This is a genomic window from Pseudomonas fluorescens (assembly GCF_900215245.1).
Classification (GTDB): domain Bacteria; phylum Pseudomonadota; class Gammaproteobacteria; order Pseudomonadales; family Pseudomonadaceae; genus Aquipseudomonas; species Aquipseudomonas fluorescens.
The window spans coordinates 24,759-40,102 of the sequence record NZ_LT907842.1 but is presented as its reverse complement, the minus strand read 5'-3'; the positions used below and the strand labels follow the sequence as shown (position 1 = coordinate 40,102).

The window sequence follows — 15,344 nt, the reverse complement described above, 5'->3', positions numbered from 1 at the left end:
CCAAACGCCAGGGCAAGGGCCGTAAGTTGCTGGCGAGCAGGGCACGCCCGCTCGCCACCGGTAGTTGGCTTGCGCCAACTATCACGGCCAGCCTCCGGGGCTTACTTGCGATCCAGCCATACCGTCTGCGCGTTGCAGAATTCGCGCACGCCAAAGTGCGACAACTCCCGCCCAAACCCGCTTTTCTTGATGCCGCCGAACGCGACCCGAGGGTCCGAGACGCTGAAGGCGTTGACGAAGATCCCGCCGGTTTCCAGTTGGTTGGCGATGTCGCGTGCCTTGGCCGAGTCGGTGGTGAAGACGCTCGCCGTCAGGCCAAACTCGCTGTCGTTGGCCAGGGCCACGGCGTGGTCGGCATCGCGGGCGGTGATGATCGAGGCCACGGGGCCAAACAGTTCCTGTTTGAACGAGGTCATCTGGTCGGTGACGTTGGCCAGTACGGTGGGCGCATAGTAGTTGCCGGCGCCGGGTACTTTGTGGCCGCCCAGCAGCAGGGTCGCGCCTTCGTCCAGGGTGGCCTGGACCTGGCCGTGCAACTCGTCGCGCAGGTCGAAGCGCGCCATCGGGCCGACGTAGGTGCTGGAAGCTGTCGGGTCGCCCATGACCAGGGCGCGGCTGGCTTCGAGGAATTTAGCGGTGAAGGCTTCTACCACGCCGTCTTCGATGATCAGGCGCTTGGCGGCGGCGCAGACCTGGCCGCTGTTCTGGAAACGCCCGATCACGGCGGCCTGGACGGCGGCATCGAGGTCGGCGTCGTTGAGCACGATAAACGGGTCGGAGCCGCCCAGTTCGAGCACGCATTTTTTCAGCGCGGCACCGGCCTGGGAGCCGATGGCCATGCCGGCGCGGACGCTGCCGGTTAACGTGACGGCGGCGATGCGTGGGTCGGCGATGGCGGTGGAGACGCCGTCCTGGGTCACGTTGATCACTTCGAACAGGCCTTCAGCGAACCCGGCTTTCTGGAACGCCGCTTTCATCAGGTAGGCGCTGCCCATGACATTCGGCGCATGTTTGAGCACGTAGGTGTTGCCGGCGAGCATCGTCGGCACGGCGCCGCGCAGCACTTGCCAGACCGGGAAGTTCCACGGCATCACCGCGAGGATCGGGCCCAGCGGGCGGTATTCGATCTGGGCACTGCCGTTGTCCACCTGCGTTGGCTCCGGCGCGAGCATGGCCGGGCCGTGGGCGGCATACCATTCGCTGAGGTGTGCGCATTTTTCGATTTCGGCGCGAGCTTGGGCGATGGGTTTGCCCATTTCCAGGGTGATCATCTGCGCCATGTCTTCGGCTTGGTCACGCAGCGCACTGGCCAGGGCCAGCAGCCGCTCGGCGCGCTGGCTGACCGGCTGGCGGCGCCAGGTGCGGAAGGCGTCGGTGGCGCGGTTGAGCGCGGCGTCCAGTTGCGCCTGGGTTTCGTAAGGGTAGCTGCCGACCGTTTCGCCGTTGGCGGGGTTGATCGACAAGGCGTGGGTCTGTTGAGTCATCGCGTTCATGGCACCGTCCGGCTGAATGAGTGGAATGGGTTTAGCCTACGGGGCTGCATGTTTTCTGGAAACTGAATAATATTAAGCAATACGTTCACGATTGGAGAATGACTTGGATCTGGTGCAGCTGGAAATCTTCAAGGCGGTTGCCGAGCAAGGCAGCATCAGCGCCGCCGCGCAGTTGATTCATCGCGTGCCGTCGAACCTGACCACGCGTATCAAGCAACTGGAACAAGACTTGGGCGTGGAATTGTTTATCCGCGAGAAAAGCCGCCTGCGTCTGTCACCGGCCGGGTGGAATTTCCTCGGCTATGCGCGGCGTATTCTCGACCTGGTGCAAGAAGCCCGCGCGACGGTGGCGGGTGAGGAGCCCCAGGGCGCGTTTGCCCTCGGCTCGCTGGAGAGCACCGCCGCCGTGCGTATCCCGGCGTTGCTCGCGGCGTATAACCAGAAGTACGCCAAGGTCGAGTTGGACCTGAGCACCGGGCCGTCGGGCACGATGATCGAAGGCGTGTTGTCGGGGCGCCTGGCGGCGGCATTTGTCGACGGCCCGGTGCTGCATGCCACGCTGGAGGGCGTGGCGGTGTTTGAAGAGGAGATGGTGGTGATTGCGCCGCTGCATCACGCGCCGATCACCCGCGGGCAGGATGTGGCGGGGGAGAGCATCTACACCTTTCGCGCGAACTGCTCGTATCGCCATCACTTCGAACGGTGGTTCTCACAGGATGGTGCGGTGCCGGGCAAGATTTTCGAGATGGAGTCCTACCACGGGATGCTCGCCTGCGTCAGCGCCGGCGCCGGCCTGGCGCTGATGCCGCGCAGTATGCTGGAAAGCATGCCGGGGTTTACGGCGGTGAGTGTGTGGCCGTTGAGCGACGCGTTCCGCATTCTGCACACCTGGCTGATCTGGCGGCGGGGCACGGTGTCGCAGAGTTTGAACAGCTTTGTGAAGTTGTTGGAAGCACGCGCTCTGCAAGCCAAGTAGCGCCAGTGTGGGCGCTGGCTTGCCTGCGATAACGGCGTAGCAGCGATAGAGGTATCGGCAGGCCTGGCGTAATCGCAGGCAAGCCGGCTCCCACAGGGGATCGCTGTCAGCCGCCGAACTGGAAGGTGCCCATCGCCAATTTGGCCATGATCGCCGTCGCGCCCAGTTGCACCAGCCACAAGGCCAGGCCGCCGAGGAACACGCCGAGGGCGACTTGCAGCACCAGGCTTTTCTGGCGCTTGGCTTGTGGCGCGCGCGGGGTGAAATCATCCAGTTCGTCGCGGTCGGCGCGCAGGTCCAGGTCGTCGTTTCTCATAGGGCTCTCACAGCAAAGGGGCAGTCGAGGTTCAGTCTAGGGGAGCGGGGTGTTTTGCGACAGGCATTAAAAAAGGGAAGCCGCGGCTTCCCTTCGTTCAGCACCGTCAGGTTATAGAACCTGAACAATCGCCTTTGTTACCGCGCCAATGTTCGACTGGTTCAGCGCCGCCACACAGATGCGGCCAGTGTCCAGTGCATAGATACCAAACTCGGTGCGCAAACGGGTGACTTGCTCAACCGTCAGGCCGGAGTAGGAGAACATCCCGCGCTGGCGGCCGACGAAGCTGAAGTCGTGGCCTGGCGCTGCTTTGGCCAGTTCGGCGACCATCTGCTCGCGCATGCCACGGATGCGCAGGCGCATTTCAGCCAGTTCGGCTTCCCACTGGGCGCGCAGCTCAGGGTTGTTCAGCACTGCCGCTACGATGGCCGCGCCGTGGGTTGGCGGGTTGGAGTAGTTGGTGCGGATCACACGCTTGACCTGGGACAGGATGCGCGCGCTTTCTTCCTTGGATTCGCTGACGATCGACAGCGCGCCCACACGTTCGCCGTACAGCGAGAACGACTTGGAGAACGAGCTGGACACAAAGAAGGTCAGGCCCGATTCAGCGAACAGGCGCACCGCTGCGGCGTCTTCGTGGATGCCGTCGCCGAAGCCCTGGTAGGCCATGTCGAGGAACGGCACCAGGTTCTTGGCCTTGACCACGTCCAGCACGTTTTGCCAGTCGGCCGGGCTCAGGTCGACGCCGGTCGGGTTGTGGCAGCACGCGTGCAGCACCACGATGGACTGTGGCGGCAGGGCGTTGAGGTCTTCGAGCAGACCGGCACGGTTCACGTCGTGGGTGGCGGCGTCGTAGTAGCGATAGGTTTGCACCGGGAAGCCGGCTTTTTCGAACAGCGCCTGGTGGTTTTCCCAGCTCGGGTCGCTGATGGCGACGACGGCGTTGGGCAGCAGTTGCTTGAGGAAGTCGGCGCCGATTTTCAGCGCGCCGGTGCCGCCGACCGCTTGTGCGGTGATGACACGGCCGGCGCTCAGCAGCGGCGAGTCAGCGCCGAACAGCAGCGTTTGCACGGCCTGGTCGTACGCCACGATGCCGTCGATTGGCAAGTAGCCACGGGCGGCGTGTTGCGCCACGCGAATGGCTTCCGCTTCGGCAACGGCACGCAAGAGTGGAATCTTCCCCTCCTCGTTGCAGTAAACGCCCACGCCAAGGTTGACCTTGGTGGTTCGGGTGTCGGCGTTGAATGCTTCGTTGAGGCCCAGGATTGGATCGCGTGGTGCCATTTCGACAGCGGAGAACAGGCTCATTTTTGCGGCAGCTCTATGGGGGAATGGAGGGACGTGTCGCGCTCCAGCCGAATGCACTAGAGCGGTGCACAAACGGGGAGCTAGTATAGAGGCCATCCAGGCTGAGGGCGACAGCCGAAACGGCTTTTCGGCCAAGTTTTTCGGTTTATTTGCCGACCGTTAGTCTTATTGCAACATTGGTCAACCACGGCAGGTAGGACGATTGCCTTGAAACCCGTCACATTCGTCACCACTTCTACAGCTATCATGGTTTTTTCCTGCAGCCTGCGATAACTATTCGCGGGTTGCTGAGCTATTTCGTCCCTGGCGGTATTGAGTCTGGGGTGACTTCACGAGGTACGTTATGTCGGATTTCCAGCTCGTCACCCGTTTTGAACCCGCCGGCGACCAACCCGAAGCCATTCGCCTGATGGTTGAAGGCATCGAAGCCGGCCTGGCGCACCAGACGCTGCTCGGGGTGACCGGTTCAGGCAAGACCTTCAGCATCGCCAACGTGATTGCGCAGACCAATCGGCCGACCTTGGTGCTGGCGCCGAACAAGACCCTGGCCGCGCAGCTCTACGGCGAGTTCAAGGCGTTTTTCCCGAACAACGCAGTGGAATACTTCGTTTCCTATTACGACTACTACCAGCCCGAAGCGTATGTGCCGTCCTCCGATACCTTTATCGAGAAGGATGCGTCGATCAACGACCACATCGAGCAGATGCGGCTGTCGGCGACCAAGGCGCTGCTGGAGCGCAAGGACGCGATCATCGTTACCACGGTGTCGTGCATCTACGGCCTGGGCAGCCCGGAAACCTATTTGAAGATGGTGTTGCACGTCGACCGTGGCGACAAACTCGACCAGCGCGAGCTGCTGCGGCGCCTGACGAGCTTGCAATACACCCGCAACGACATGGACTTTGCCCGCGCCACCTTCCGCGTACGCGGCGATGTGATCGACATCTACCCGGCCGAATCCGACCTGGAAGCGATCCGCATCGAGCTGTTCGACGATGAAGTCGAGAGCCTGTCGGCCTTCGACCCGCTGACCGGCGAGGTGATCCGCAAGCTGCCGCGCTTCACCTTCTACCCGAAAAGCCACTACGTGACCCCGCGTGAAACCCTGATGGGCGCCATCGAGGGCATCAAGGTCGAGTTGGCCGAGCGCCTGGAATACCTGCGTGCCAACAACAAACTGGTGGAAGCCCAGCGCCTGGAGCAGCGTACTCGCTTCGACCTGGAGATGATCCTGGAGCTGGGTTACTGCAACGGCATCGAAAACTACTCGCGCTACCTCTCGGGGCGCGACTCCGGGCAGGCGCCGCCGACCCTGTTTGATTACCTGCCGGACGACGCCTTGCTGGTGATCGACGAGTCCCACGTCAGCGTGCCGCAGGTGGGCGCGATGTACAAAGGTGACCGGTCGCGTAAAGAAACCCTGGTGGAATATGGCTTCCGCCTGCCTTCGGCGCTGGATAACCGGCCGATGCGCTTCGACGAGTTTGAAAGCATCAGCCCGCAGACGATCTTTGTTTCGGCCACCCCGGGTAACTACGAAGCGGAGCATGCGGGGCGCGTGATTGAGCAACTGGTGCGCCCGACCGGCCTGGTGGACCCGCAAATCGAGATCCGCCCGGCGCTGACTCAGGTCGATGACCTGCTCTCGGAAATCACCAAGCGCGTGGCCCTGGAAGAGCGGGTGTTGGTCACCACGCTGACCAAGCGCATGTCCGAAGACTTGACTGACTACCTGGCCGACCACGGCGTGCGCGTGCGCTATTTGCACTCCGACATCGACACCGTGGAGCGCGTCGAGATTATCCGCGACCTGCGCCTGGGCACTTTTGATGTGCTGGTGGGGATCAACCTGTTGCGCGAAGGCCTGGACATGCCGGAGGTGTCGCTGGTGGCGATCCTCGATGCCGACAAGGAAGGCTTCCTGCGTTCCGAGCGCTCGCTGATCCAGACCATCGGGCGTGCGGCGCGTAACCTCAATGGCCGGGCGATTCTCTACGCGGATCGCATCACCGGCTCCATGGAGCGGGCAATTGGCGAGACCGAGCGCCGCCGTGACAAGCAGATTGCCTTCAACCTGGAGAATGGCATTACGCCCAAGGGCGTGTTCAAGGACGTTGCCGACATCATGGAAGGCGCCACTGTGCCCGGCTCGCGCAGCAAGAAGCGCAAGGGCATGGCCAAGGCGGCGGAAGAGAGCGCCAAGTACGAGAACGAATTGCGCTCGCCGAGTGAGATCACCAAGCGTATCCGGCAGTTGGAAGAGAAGATGTACCAGCTGGCGCGGGATCTTGAGTTCGAAGCCGCTGCGCAGACACGGGACGAGATCGGCAAGTTGCGGGAGCGGTTGTTGGCTGTTTGATTGGCAGCGGCGGTGATGGCCTCTTCGCGAGCAAGCCCGCTCCCACGGTTGACCGATTGCCAGCATGAGAATGCGGTCGAATGTGGGAGTGGGCTTGCTCGCGAAGGGCGGCACCGCGGTCCACCAGAATCACCCACGCTGGAGCCCAAGCACCCCAGGCTGTTACCATTCGCCCCTTGTTTGAATTTTCAGTTTTATCGCCCATTCGAGACCTGCCATGACCACCGTCCGCACGCGCATTGCGCCATCGCCTACTGGGGATCCCCACGTCGGCACTGCTTACATCGCCCTGTTCAACTACTGCTTTGCCAAGCAGCACGGCGGTGAATTCATCCTGCGGATCGAAGACACCGATCAACTGCGTTCGACCCGTGAGTCGGAGCAGCAGATTTTTGATGCACTGCGCTGGCTGGGCATTACCTGGGCGGAAGGCCCGGACGTCGGTGGCCCGCACGGCCCGTATCGCCAGAGCGAGCGCAGCGAGATCTACAAGCAGTACACCCAGCAATTGGTCGACATGGGCCATGCCTTCCCGTGCTTCTGCACCGCCGAAGAGCTGGACCAGATGCGCGCCGAGCAACAGGCGCGTGGCGAAACCCCACGCTACGACGGCCGCGCGCTGCTGCTCTCGAAAGAAGAAGTGGCCCAGCGCCTGGCTGCCGGCGAGCCTCACGTTATCCGCATGAAAGTGCCGAGCGAAGGCGTGTGCGTGGTGCCGGACATGCTGCGCGGTGACGTCGAGATCCCGTGGGACCGCATGGACATGCAGGTGCTGATGAAGACCGACGGCCTGCCGACGTACTTCCTGGCCAACGTGGTCGACGACCACCTGATGGGCATCACCCACGTGCTGCGCGGCGAAGAATGGCTGCCGTCGGCGCCCAAACTGATTCTGCTGTACGAGTACTTTGGCTGGGAACAACCGCAGTTGTGCTACATGCCGCTGCTGCGTAACCCGGACAAGAGCAAGCTCTCCAAGCGCAAGAACCCGACGTCGGTGACGTTCTACGAGCGCATGGGCTTCATGCCTGAGGCGATGCTCAACTACCTGGGCCGCATGGGCTGGTCGATGCCGGACGAGCGCGAGAAGTTCTCGCTGCAGGAAATGGTCGATAACTTCGACCTGTCCCGTGTCTCTTTGGGCGGGCCGATTTTCGATATCGAGAAGCTGTCGTGGCTCAATGGCCAGTGGCTGCGTGACCTGCCGGTGGAAGAGTTCGCCAGCCGCGTGCAGCAGTGGGCGTTGAACCCCGAGTACATGATGAAGATCGCACCGCTGGTGCAGGGCAGGGTGGAGACGTTCAGCCAGGTCGCACCGTTGGCCAGTTTCTTCTTTGCTGGTGGCGTGAACCCGGATCCCAAGCTGTTTGAATCCAAGAAGCTCTCGGGTGACCAGGTTCGCCAGTTGATGCAGTTGATCCTGTGGAAGCTCGAAAGCCTGCGTCAGTGGGAGAAAGAGGCGATTACTGCGACGATCCAGGCGGTGGTCGAGTCCCTTGAGCTGAAGTTGCGCGATGCCATGCCGCTGATGTTTGCCGCTATTACCGGGCAGGCCAGTTCGGTATCGGTACTCGATGCGATGGAAATTCTCGGCCCGGACCTCACGCGTTTCCGTCTGCGCCAAGCCCTTGATTTGCTTGGTGGTGTGTCGAAGAAAGAAAACAAAGAGTGGGAAAAGTTGCTGGGCGCTATCGGCTAAGCAACCGGTTGTAACGGCTAAACCCCGGTTTTCCGGGGTTTGGGCGGTAAGTGATTGTTATCCCGGCAAAAAATTTTGGAAATTGTTGAAAATAAATTTGACACACTTCCAAACCGCCATTAAGATTCGCCCCGTCCTCACCGATGAGGGGCTATAGCTCAGCTGGGAGAGCGCTTGCATGGCATGCAAGAGGTCAACGGTTCGATCCCGTTTAGCTCCACCAATTTACAGGTTCAAGGTCTGGCCACACCGGCCTTGAATTGATCAGTTCTCAGCGCTGATCGGTTGTACAGAAGGTTTTGTCCCCTTCGTCTAGTGGCCTAGGACACCGCCCTTTCACGGCGGTAACAGGGGTTCGAGTCCCCTAGGGGACGCCAGTTTCAACAAGCAGCTCGCAAGGTCTGCTGCGCCGCGAGGCGAAAAATCCGGGGCTATAGCTCAGCTGGGAGAGCGCTTGCATGGCATGCAAGAGGTCAACGGTTCGATCCCGTTTAGCTCCACCAATTTACACGTTCAAGGTTCCGGCCACACCGTCCTTGAGCTGATCAGACTCAGCCTGATCACGTTGTATAGAAGGTTTGTGTCCCCTTCGTCTAGTGGCCTAGGACACCGCCCTTTCACGGCGGTAACAGGGGTTCGAGTCCCCTAGGGGACGCCACGATTACCCGCTATGCGGGATTTTTAAGGGTCATTCAATTATTGAATGGCCCTTTTGTTTGTCTGGCGTTTGGGTTTTTTACACCCACCTCCAAATCTCCCCATCGAACCCGCACATATTGGCGCACAAGGCTTCCAGTCAGTTGGCCTCGGCTCGCCGCATCGCAAACGGTGGCGGCAGGCGCTTTATTCCATGCGTTCTCATCGGTGCTGCTCGGACGAGCGGTTAGGTGGGTGGCTTGTAAAATATTATTATGGTAATAATATTTAACCCATGACAGACGGAGGCAACGATGAGCGATAAAAAAGCGCAAACCCGCGAACGCATTTTGCAGGCTGCCAGCGCGGCGTTGATCCAGCGCGGCCCTGCCGAGCCGAGCGTCGGTGAAGTCATGGGTGCAGCCGGGCTCACGGTCGGCGGGTTCTACGCGCACTTTGAAAGCAAAGACGCGTTGATGCTGGAGGCCTTCACGCAGTTGCTGGCCCGGCGTCGTGCCTCCATTGACGACATGGACGCAAGCCTCACCGGCGAGGAGCGCAGAAGCCTGGTGGCGGCGTTCTACCTGTCGCGCAAACACCGCGACTCGACGGACCAGGCCTGCCCGATCCCGGCAACGGTGGGCGAGATGAGCCGCCTGCCGGATGAGTTTCGCCTGGCGCTCAACGAACATACGGAGTTGATGGCCGCCCAGTTGGCCGCCAGCCCGGAGGACACCGACAAAGCTCTGGCGGATATGGCCCTGATGATCGGCGGCCTGGCCTTGGCGCGGGCTCTCGGCCCGGGCGAATTGTCGGACCGCGTGTTACGCGCTGCCAAGTCGGCGGTACGTTAAAAAGGGGAGTCGCATGATGGGCGCATTAACCTGGATTCGTGGTTTCAATGGCACCGTCGGCCGCTTGGCGCCGCGCACGGTGGCGAGTAAGTTGCGCCGCACGTTCATGACGCCTCGCAACCTGCCGCCGCGTGATTGGGAGTTACCGCTGCTGGCGCAATCGGAGCGCATCACCCTGCGTTTTGGTCTGTCGGCGTTGCGCTGGGGGCAAGGGCCCGCCGTGTTGCTGATGCACGGCTGGGAAGGGCGTCCCACGCAGTTCGCCAGTCTGATCACCGCGCTGGTGGATAACGGTTATTCGGTGATTGCCCTGGATGGGCCGGCCCATGGCCGTTCGCCTGGGCGTGAAGCGCATGTGCTGCTGTTTGCTCGCGCGATGCTCGAAGCCGCCGCGGAGTTACCACCGCTGCAGGCGGTCGTGGGGCATTCCATGGGCGGCGCCAGTGCGCTGCTGGCGGTGCAGTTGGGGTTGCGTACCGAGGCGTTGGTCAGCATTGCGGCACCGTCGCGGTTCCTCGATGTGCTGCGGGGGTTTGCCGGTATGGTGGGCTTGCCGGCCCGTGCGCGCGCCGCGTTTATCCGCGAAGTCGAATTGACTTTCGGCATGCCGCTCAAGCACTTGGACGTCGCTCACTACCAGATGAACCTTCCGGGCCTGATCGTGCACGCCGAAGACGACACCTTTGTTCCGGTCAAAGCTTCGCAAGCCATTCATGACGCCTGGTTCGACAGCCGTCTGCTGCGCCTGGAGCAGGGCGGCCATCAGAAGGTGCTGGCCGACCCGCGGGTGATCGACGGCGTACTGACGCTCCTGGCCGGCTGCCGTTTACAGGCGCGGCAAACCGCCTGATACACTGCTCCCGCCGACATTAATCGACTGGAGCAAGGCATGGGCTGGGATTTGGCAACGCCGTTTATCATTGATCTGCAGGTCGCCGCTGAAGACATCGACGGCCTGGGGCACGCCAATAACGCGGTGTACGTGTCCTGGTTGGAGCGTTGCGCCTGGCGCCATTCCCAGCGGCTGGGGCTGGACCTCACCGAGTACCGCCGCCTGGACCGCGCGATGGCCGTGGTGCGTCATGAGATCGACTACCTGGCGGCGGGCTATGAGGGCGACGAGCTGCAACTGGCCACCTGGATCGTCGACTGGGACCAGCGCCTGAAAATGACCCGCCGCTTCCAACTGGTTCGCCCCCGCGACGGCGCGACCTTGCTGCGCGCGCACACCACCTTTGTCTGCATCGAGCTGTCCAGCGGCAAGCCCAAGCGCATGCCGGCTGAATTTCTCGACGGCTATGGTCCCGCCCTGACAGGGGGTTAACGGTTACGCTGGGAAACCCAGTAAACTGCGCCACGATTTTTGTTGAGTGTTTTCCATGCAAATTGCTTTGGCGCCCATGGAGGGGTTGGTCGACAACATCCTGCGGGACGTGTTGACCCGCGTGGGCGGTATTGACTGGTGCGTGACCGAATTTATTCGCGTCAATGACCGCCTGCTCACGCCGGCCTATTTCCACAAGCTCGCCCCGGAACTTCTGGACGGTGCCCACACCGCAGCGGGCGTGCCGCTGCGCGTGCAGTTGCTGGGTTCCGACCCGGTCTGCCTGGCGGAAAACGCGGCGTTGGCCTGTGAGCTGGGTTCGCAGGTGATCGACCTGAACTTCGGTTGCCCGGCCAAGACCGTTAACAAATCCCGTGGCGGTGCGGTATTGCTCAAGGAGCCGGAGCTGCTTAACCAGATTGTCGAGCATGTACGCCGCGCAGTGCCTGCGCATATTCCGGTCACCGCCAAGATGCGCCTGGGCTTCGACAGCCCGGACGGTGCGCTGGTGTGTGCCACGGCCCTGGCTGAAGGCGGTGCGGCACATATTGTGGTGCATGCACGGACCAAGGCCGATGGCTACAAGCCGCCCGCTCACTGGGAGTGGATCCCGCGCGTGCAGGACGTGGTCAAGGTGCCGGTGTTCGCCAATGGCGATATCTGGAGCGTCGAAGACTGGAAGCGTTGCCGCGAAATCAGCGGCGCCGACGACATCATGCTCGGCCGTGGCCTGGTGGCACGTCCCGACCTGGCGCGGCAGATTGTGGCGGCGAAGGCGGGTGAAGAGGTGGTGGAAATGACCTGGGCCGAAATGCAGCCGATGCTCCAGGAGTTCTGGCGCCAATCGGTGGCGCAGTTGACCGAAAAGCAGGCGCCGGGTCGTTTGAAACAATGGCTGGCGATGCTCACACGCAATTATCCCGAGGCGGTGGAGCTGTTCACCGTGATGCGTCGGGAAACCGATTTGCAACAGGTCGGTCGTTTGTTGGGCATGCCCCCTCCGGCTGCTGCTTGATCGTTTGATGGCCGCGGATTGACCGAGACAGGCAATGAGGCGGATGCGCCTCAGATCAACAACCGCCTGAAGTCCTCGATCGGCAATGGCCGGCTGTGCAAATACCCTTGGAACAAATGGCAGCCCAGCTTTTGCAGGAACGCCAGTTGTTCCGGGGTTTCCACGCCCTCGGCGATCACCTCCAGGTTCAGGCTGCGGGCCATGGCCACAATGGCGCGGATGATTTCTGCGTCGTTGGGGTCATGGGTCGCGTCGCGTACAAAGGACTGGTCGATCTTCAGCGCATCGACCGGCAGGCGCTTGAGGTAGGTCAGCGACGAATAGCCGGTGCCGAAGTCATCCATCGCAAAGCTCACGCCGAGTTTTTTCAGGCGGCGCATCTTGACCACGGTATCGTCGAGGTTCTGGATCACGATGCCTTCGGTGATCTCCAGTTTGAGCAGGCTGTGGGGCAACTGGTACTGCTTGAGGCTGTGCTCCACCCGCTCCACGAAGTCGTTCTGGCGAAACTGCCGGGGGCTGATGTTCACGCACAGGCTGAAATTCAGTGGGTCGACCAATCCGTCGGCAATCAGTTGCGCAAACGCGCCGCAGGCTTGATCGAGAATCCAGGTGCCGACTTCCAGGATCAGACCGCTGTCTTCCAGGACCTTGATGAATTCGGACGGTGACTGCGCACCCAGCTGCGGATGCTGCCAGCGCACCAGCGCCTCGGCGCCGACGATTTTGTTACCGCGCGCATCCACTTGTGGCTGGTAATGCACGCTGAATTCGCCGCGTGACAGGGCCAGGCGCAGGTCGGTCTCCATGCGCAGGCGCTCGCTGGCGGTTTTTTGCATGCTGTTGTGGAACATTTGTATGGTGTTACGCCCCGAGTCCTTGGCGCGATACAGGGCAATGTCGGCGCGTTTGAGCAGGTCGGCCGGCGTGGAGCCGTGGTCGGGAATCAGCGCCACGCCAATACTGGGCGTGACCTGCAAGCGGTGGCCATCGAGGAACATCGGCTCCGAGAGCAATTCGCGCAAGGTGTCGGCCAGCTCCTGCACTTGGGCGCTGACTTGCGCCCGCGTACCTTCCAGGCCACTGAGCAATACCACAAATTCATCCCCACCCAGGCGCGCGACGGTGTCCTCCATGCGCACGCTGGCTTCCAGGCGTGCGGTGACGATTTTCAGCACGGTGTCGCCCACTGGGTGGCCGAGGGAATCGTTGATGTGTTTGAAGTGGTCGAGGTCGAGGAACAGCAACGCGCCGCGCAGGTTATGGCGCTTGAGCAGGGCGATCTGCTGGCTCAGGCGATCCATCAGCAAGGCGCGATTGGGCAGGTTGGTCAGCGGGTCGTGGTAGGCCAGGTGACGAATCTGCGCCTGGGCGTTTTTCAGCAGGCTTACGTCCCGCGCGGTCAGCAGCAGGCACGGCGTTTCATTCAGGGTGATCGGTTCTACCGAAACTTCTACGGCCAACACCTCGCCACGTTTGTTGTGCCAGAGCATTTCCAGGTGATGGATACGGCCTTTGATCTGCAGTTCGGCCAACAGCGCAGCGCGCTGGTTTTCATCGGCCCAGATGCCAATCTGGTACAGCGTGAGGCCAATGGCTTCTTCGGCGCGATACCCGGTCAGGCGGCAAAAGCCGTCGTTGACTTCGACATAGCGGCCGGTGTCACGTTCGGTAATCGAAATGGCGTCGGGGCTGGAATGGAAGGCCTTGGCGAACTTTTCTTCACTGGCCTTCAGCGCGGCCTCCGAGCGTTGTTGCTGGGTGATGTCGCGCAGGGTGGTGACGATACACGATTGGGTGCCAACCGTGATCAGCCGGCTGGCGATCATGCAGGTCAGGCATTGGCCATTCTTGTGGTGCACCACGATCGCCACATTGCTCAGCGCCTGCTCGCGAATCACCTGTTCGATGCGCTGCAGGCGCTTGCTCGATTCATCCCATAGGCCGATTTGATCAGCGCTTTTGTCGATGACCTCGGCGACCGTCCAGCCAAAGGTCTGGGTGAAGGCGGGGTTGATTTCAATAAAGGCTCCACTGTCCAGGCACGTGACGCAGATCGGGTCGGGGCTGGCCTGGAACAGGCTGGCGAATTTTTCTTCGGACGCGGTGAGGCGTTGTTCGCGCTCCACCTGGTCAGTGATATCCAGCAACGTGCCCGCCATGCGCAGCGGTTTGCCGGAGTCGTCGCGATACAGACGGGCGCGGCTTTCCAGGTAGCGAGGAATGCCGTCCTCCGTGAGTACGCGGTAGGTCAACTGGTAGTTACCGTCCTGGCCTTCACGCAAACTGCGGTAGGCATTGCGCATGCCTTCGCGGTCGGCATCGGACATGCCCTCAAAAAATGCATCGAAGGACTCGTGGAAGGGTTCCGGCGGGAGCCCGTGCAATTGGGCGGCACGGGCCGAGCCGTAGAGCATGCCCGTGGGAATGTGCCAGTCCCAGGTGCCCAGTTGCGCCGAATCCAGGGCGAGGTCGAGGCGCTCCTGGCTGTCCTTGAGGGCTTGTTCGGCGTTTTTGCGTTCGGTGGTGTCGAGAAAGGTGCTGATCAAGTAAGCCTCGCCCTCCAGCTCGACTTTCTGCGCGCTGAGGGTGCCATCATGGATCTGGCCGTGGCTGTCGCAGAACTGCACCTCCATGGTGATGGGTTCGCCTTTGCGCTGCGTGGCCTTGACCAGCAGCGCACGTTCTTCAGGGTGTCGCCACAAACCCAGCTCCAAGGTGGTGCGGCCGATGGCGTGGGCCAGGGGCCAGCCGAAGTGCATCTCGAAATACTGGTTGGCTTCGCTGATCAGCCCGTCGGATTGACGGGTCAGCAGGACCATGTTGGGGCACAGGTGAAACAGCGTGGCGAAGCGTTTTTCCGACTGCATGAGGGCACGTTCGCGCTCGTGCTGGCGGGTGGTCTCGCGGATCACGCCGATCATGCGGCGCCGACCGCTCTTGTCCAGTGTCAGGCTGCCACTGATTTCCAGCCAGTGATCGCTGCCATCCGGCCACCGTATCTGGTGGTGCATGGCCTGCTCGAATGGCTCTCCCGCCAGCACCGCATGAAAAGCGCGCACAACCCGCTCACGGTCCTGCGGGGCGAGCAGGTCGAGGTATTCCAGGTCCTTGGGTAACGGTTGCCGGGGGTCGTAGCCGAACAGCGCCTGAGTGCCCCTTGACCAACTGATTCTGCCGGTGTCGATTTCCCAGTACCACGCGCCCAGCCGGGCGGCGTTGAGGGCCGCCAGCAATTGCGGGGCGTTGTCCCAGCTTTTTTCCGCCTCCTGAGGGTCCAGGGCGTAAATGCGGGGCAGGGGTGGCACGGAGTCGACGGGGTTGCGCATTATCACGGGGCCTTGGCTCAATGGGCGGTCAGCGC

General features: G+C 61.8%; 11 protein-coding genes and 4 tRNA genes. 11 read left to right on the top strand and 4 right to left on the bottom strand.

Going from position 1 to position 15,344, the window contains the following annotated elements:
* Window positions 1-101 precede the first annotated feature (101 nt).
* Entirely contained in the window at window positions 102-1,493 is a 1,392-nt protein-coding gene (locus CPH89_RS00200) for an aldehyde dehydrogenase family protein (RefSeq protein WP_053257104.1), read from the bottom strand.
* A 103-nt stretch (window positions 1,494-1,596) separates the two neighbouring features.
* Here CPH89_RS00200 and ptrR point away from each other — a divergent pair, with 103 nt between their 5' ends.
* A complete protein-coding gene (gene ptrR, locus CPH89_RS00195) occupies window positions 1,597-2,469 on the top strand; it encodes a putrescine utilization regulator PtrR (protein ID WP_053257103.1) in 873 nt (290 codons plus the stop codon).
* 106 nt (window positions 2,470-2,575) lie between these two features.
* On the opposite strand, the gene CPH89_RS00190 is transcribed toward ptrR, so the two are convergent.
* A complete protein-coding gene (locus tag CPH89_RS00190) occupies window positions 2,576-2,785 on the bottom strand; it encodes a hypothetical protein (RefSeq protein ID WP_053257102.1) in 210 nt (69 codons plus the stop codon).
* Window positions 2,786-2,896: 111 nt separating this feature from the next.
* A complete protein-coding gene (locus CPH89_RS00185) occupies window positions 2,897-4,093 on the bottom strand; it encodes an amino acid aminotransferase (RefSeq protein WP_053257101.1) in 1,197 nt (398 codons plus the stop codon).
* Window positions 4,094-4,436: 343 nt separating this feature from the next.
* On the opposite strand from CPH89_RS00185, the gene uvrB reads away from it, so the two are divergent.
* From uvrB to CPH89_RS00135, 10 genes are all read left to right on the top strand, one after another.
* Window positions 4,437-6,452: an excinuclease ABC subunit UvrB gene (gene uvrB, locus CPH89_RS00180; RefSeq protein WP_053257100.1), complete on the top strand. Its 2,016-nt coding sequence runs from the start codon at window positions 4,437-4,439 to the stop codon at window positions 6,450-6,452.
* Between the two features lie 217 nt (window positions 6,453-6,669).
* Window positions 6,670-8,151, top strand: coding sequence for a glutamate--tRNA ligase (gltX, locus tag CPH89_RS00175; protein WP_053257099.1), 1,482 nt, complete (start codon window positions 6,670-6,672; stop codon window positions 8,149-8,151).
* Window positions 8,152-8,298: 147 nt separating this feature from the next.
* A tRNA-Ala gene (locus CPH89_RS00170) sits at window positions 8,299-8,374 on the top strand.
* 78 nt (window positions 8,375-8,452) lie between these two features.
* A tRNA-Glu gene (locus tag CPH89_RS00165) sits at window positions 8,453-8,528 on the top strand.
* Between the two features lie 50 nt (window positions 8,529-8,578).
* A tRNA-Ala gene (locus CPH89_RS00160) sits at window positions 8,579-8,654 on the top strand.
* 79 nt (window positions 8,655-8,733) lie between these two features.
* Window positions 8,734-8,809: transfer RNA gene (locus tag CPH89_RS00155), tRNA-Glu, on the top strand.
* Between the two features lie 292 nt (window positions 8,810-9,101).
* Entirely contained in the window at window positions 9,102-9,641 is a 540-nt protein-coding gene (locus tag CPH89_RS00150; RefSeq protein ID WP_053257098.1) for a TetR/AcrR family transcriptional regulator, read from the top strand.
* A gap of 16 nt (window positions 9,642-9,657) precedes the next feature.
* Window positions 9,658-10,491 carry an alpha/beta hydrolase gene (locus tag CPH89_RS00145; RefSeq protein ID WP_053258010.1) on the top strand — a complete coding sequence of 278 codons (834 nt, stop codon included), beginning with the start codon at window positions 9,658-9,660 and terminating at the stop codon, window positions 10,489-10,491.
* Window positions 10,492-10,530: 39 nt separating this feature from the next.
* Window positions 10,531-10,965, top strand: a complete 435-nt coding sequence (locus CPH89_RS00140; RefSeq protein WP_053257097.1) for an acyl-CoA thioesterase — start codon at window positions 10,531-10,533, stop codon at window positions 10,963-10,965.
* Window positions 10,966-11,020: 55 nt separating this feature from the next.
* Window positions 11,021-11,980: a tRNA dihydrouridine synthase gene (locus CPH89_RS00135; RefSeq protein ID WP_053257096.1), complete on the top strand. Its 960-nt coding sequence runs from the start codon at window positions 11,021-11,023 to the stop codon at window positions 11,978-11,980.
* Between the two features lie 50 nt (window positions 11,981-12,030).
* On the opposite strand, the gene CPH89_RS00130 is transcribed toward CPH89_RS00135, so the two are convergent.
* Complete coding sequence (locus CPH89_RS00130) at window positions 12,031-15,309, bottom strand: EAL domain-containing protein (protein ID WP_053257095.1); 3,279 nt, start codon at window positions 15,307-15,309, stop codon at window positions 12,031-12,033.
* Between the last annotated feature and the right edge of the window lie 35 nt (window positions 15,310-15,344).

What these genes read in the sequence shown, in the direction of transcription:
- CPH89_RS00130 (WP_053257095.1), bottom strand. Translation starts at nt 15,309, where the DNA reads ATGCGCAACCCCGTCGACTCCGTGCCACCCCTGCCCCGCATTTACGCC.
- CPH89_RS00150 (WP_053257098.1), top strand. Translation starts at nt 9,102, where the DNA reads ATGAGCGATAAAAAAGCGCAAACCCGCGAACGCATTTTGCAGGCTGCC.
- CPH89_RS00190 (WP_053257102.1), bottom strand. Translation starts at nt 2,785, where the DNA reads ATGAGAAACGACGACCTGGACCTGCGCGCCGACCGCGACGAACTGGAT.
- CPH89_RS00200 (WP_053257104.1), bottom strand. Translation starts at nt 1,493, where the DNA reads ATGAACGCGATGACTCAACAGACCCACGCCTTGTCGATCAACCCCGCC.
- gltX (WP_053257099.1), top strand. Translation starts at nt 6,670, where the DNA reads ATGACCACCGTCCGCACGCGCATTGCGCCATCGCCTACTGGGGATCCC.
- CPH89_RS00135 (WP_053257096.1), top strand. Translation starts at nt 11,021, where the DNA reads ATGCAAATTGCTTTGGCGCCCATGGAGGGGTTGGTCGACAACATCCTG.
- CPH89_RS00185 (WP_053257101.1), bottom strand. Translation starts at nt 4,093, where the DNA reads ATGAGCCTGTTCTCCGCTGTCGAAATGGCACCACGCGATCCAATCCTG.
- uvrB (WP_053257100.1), top strand. Translation starts at nt 4,437, where the DNA reads ATGTCGGATTTCCAGCTCGTCACCCGTTTTGAACCCGCCGGCGACCAA.
- CPH89_RS00140 (WP_053257097.1), top strand. Translation starts at nt 10,531, where the DNA reads ATGGGCTGGGATTTGGCAACGCCGTTTATCATTGATCTGCAGGTCGCC.
- CPH89_RS00145 (WP_053258010.1), top strand. Translation starts at nt 9,658, where the DNA reads ATGGGCGCATTAACCTGGATTCGTGGTTTCAATGGCACCGTCGGCCGC.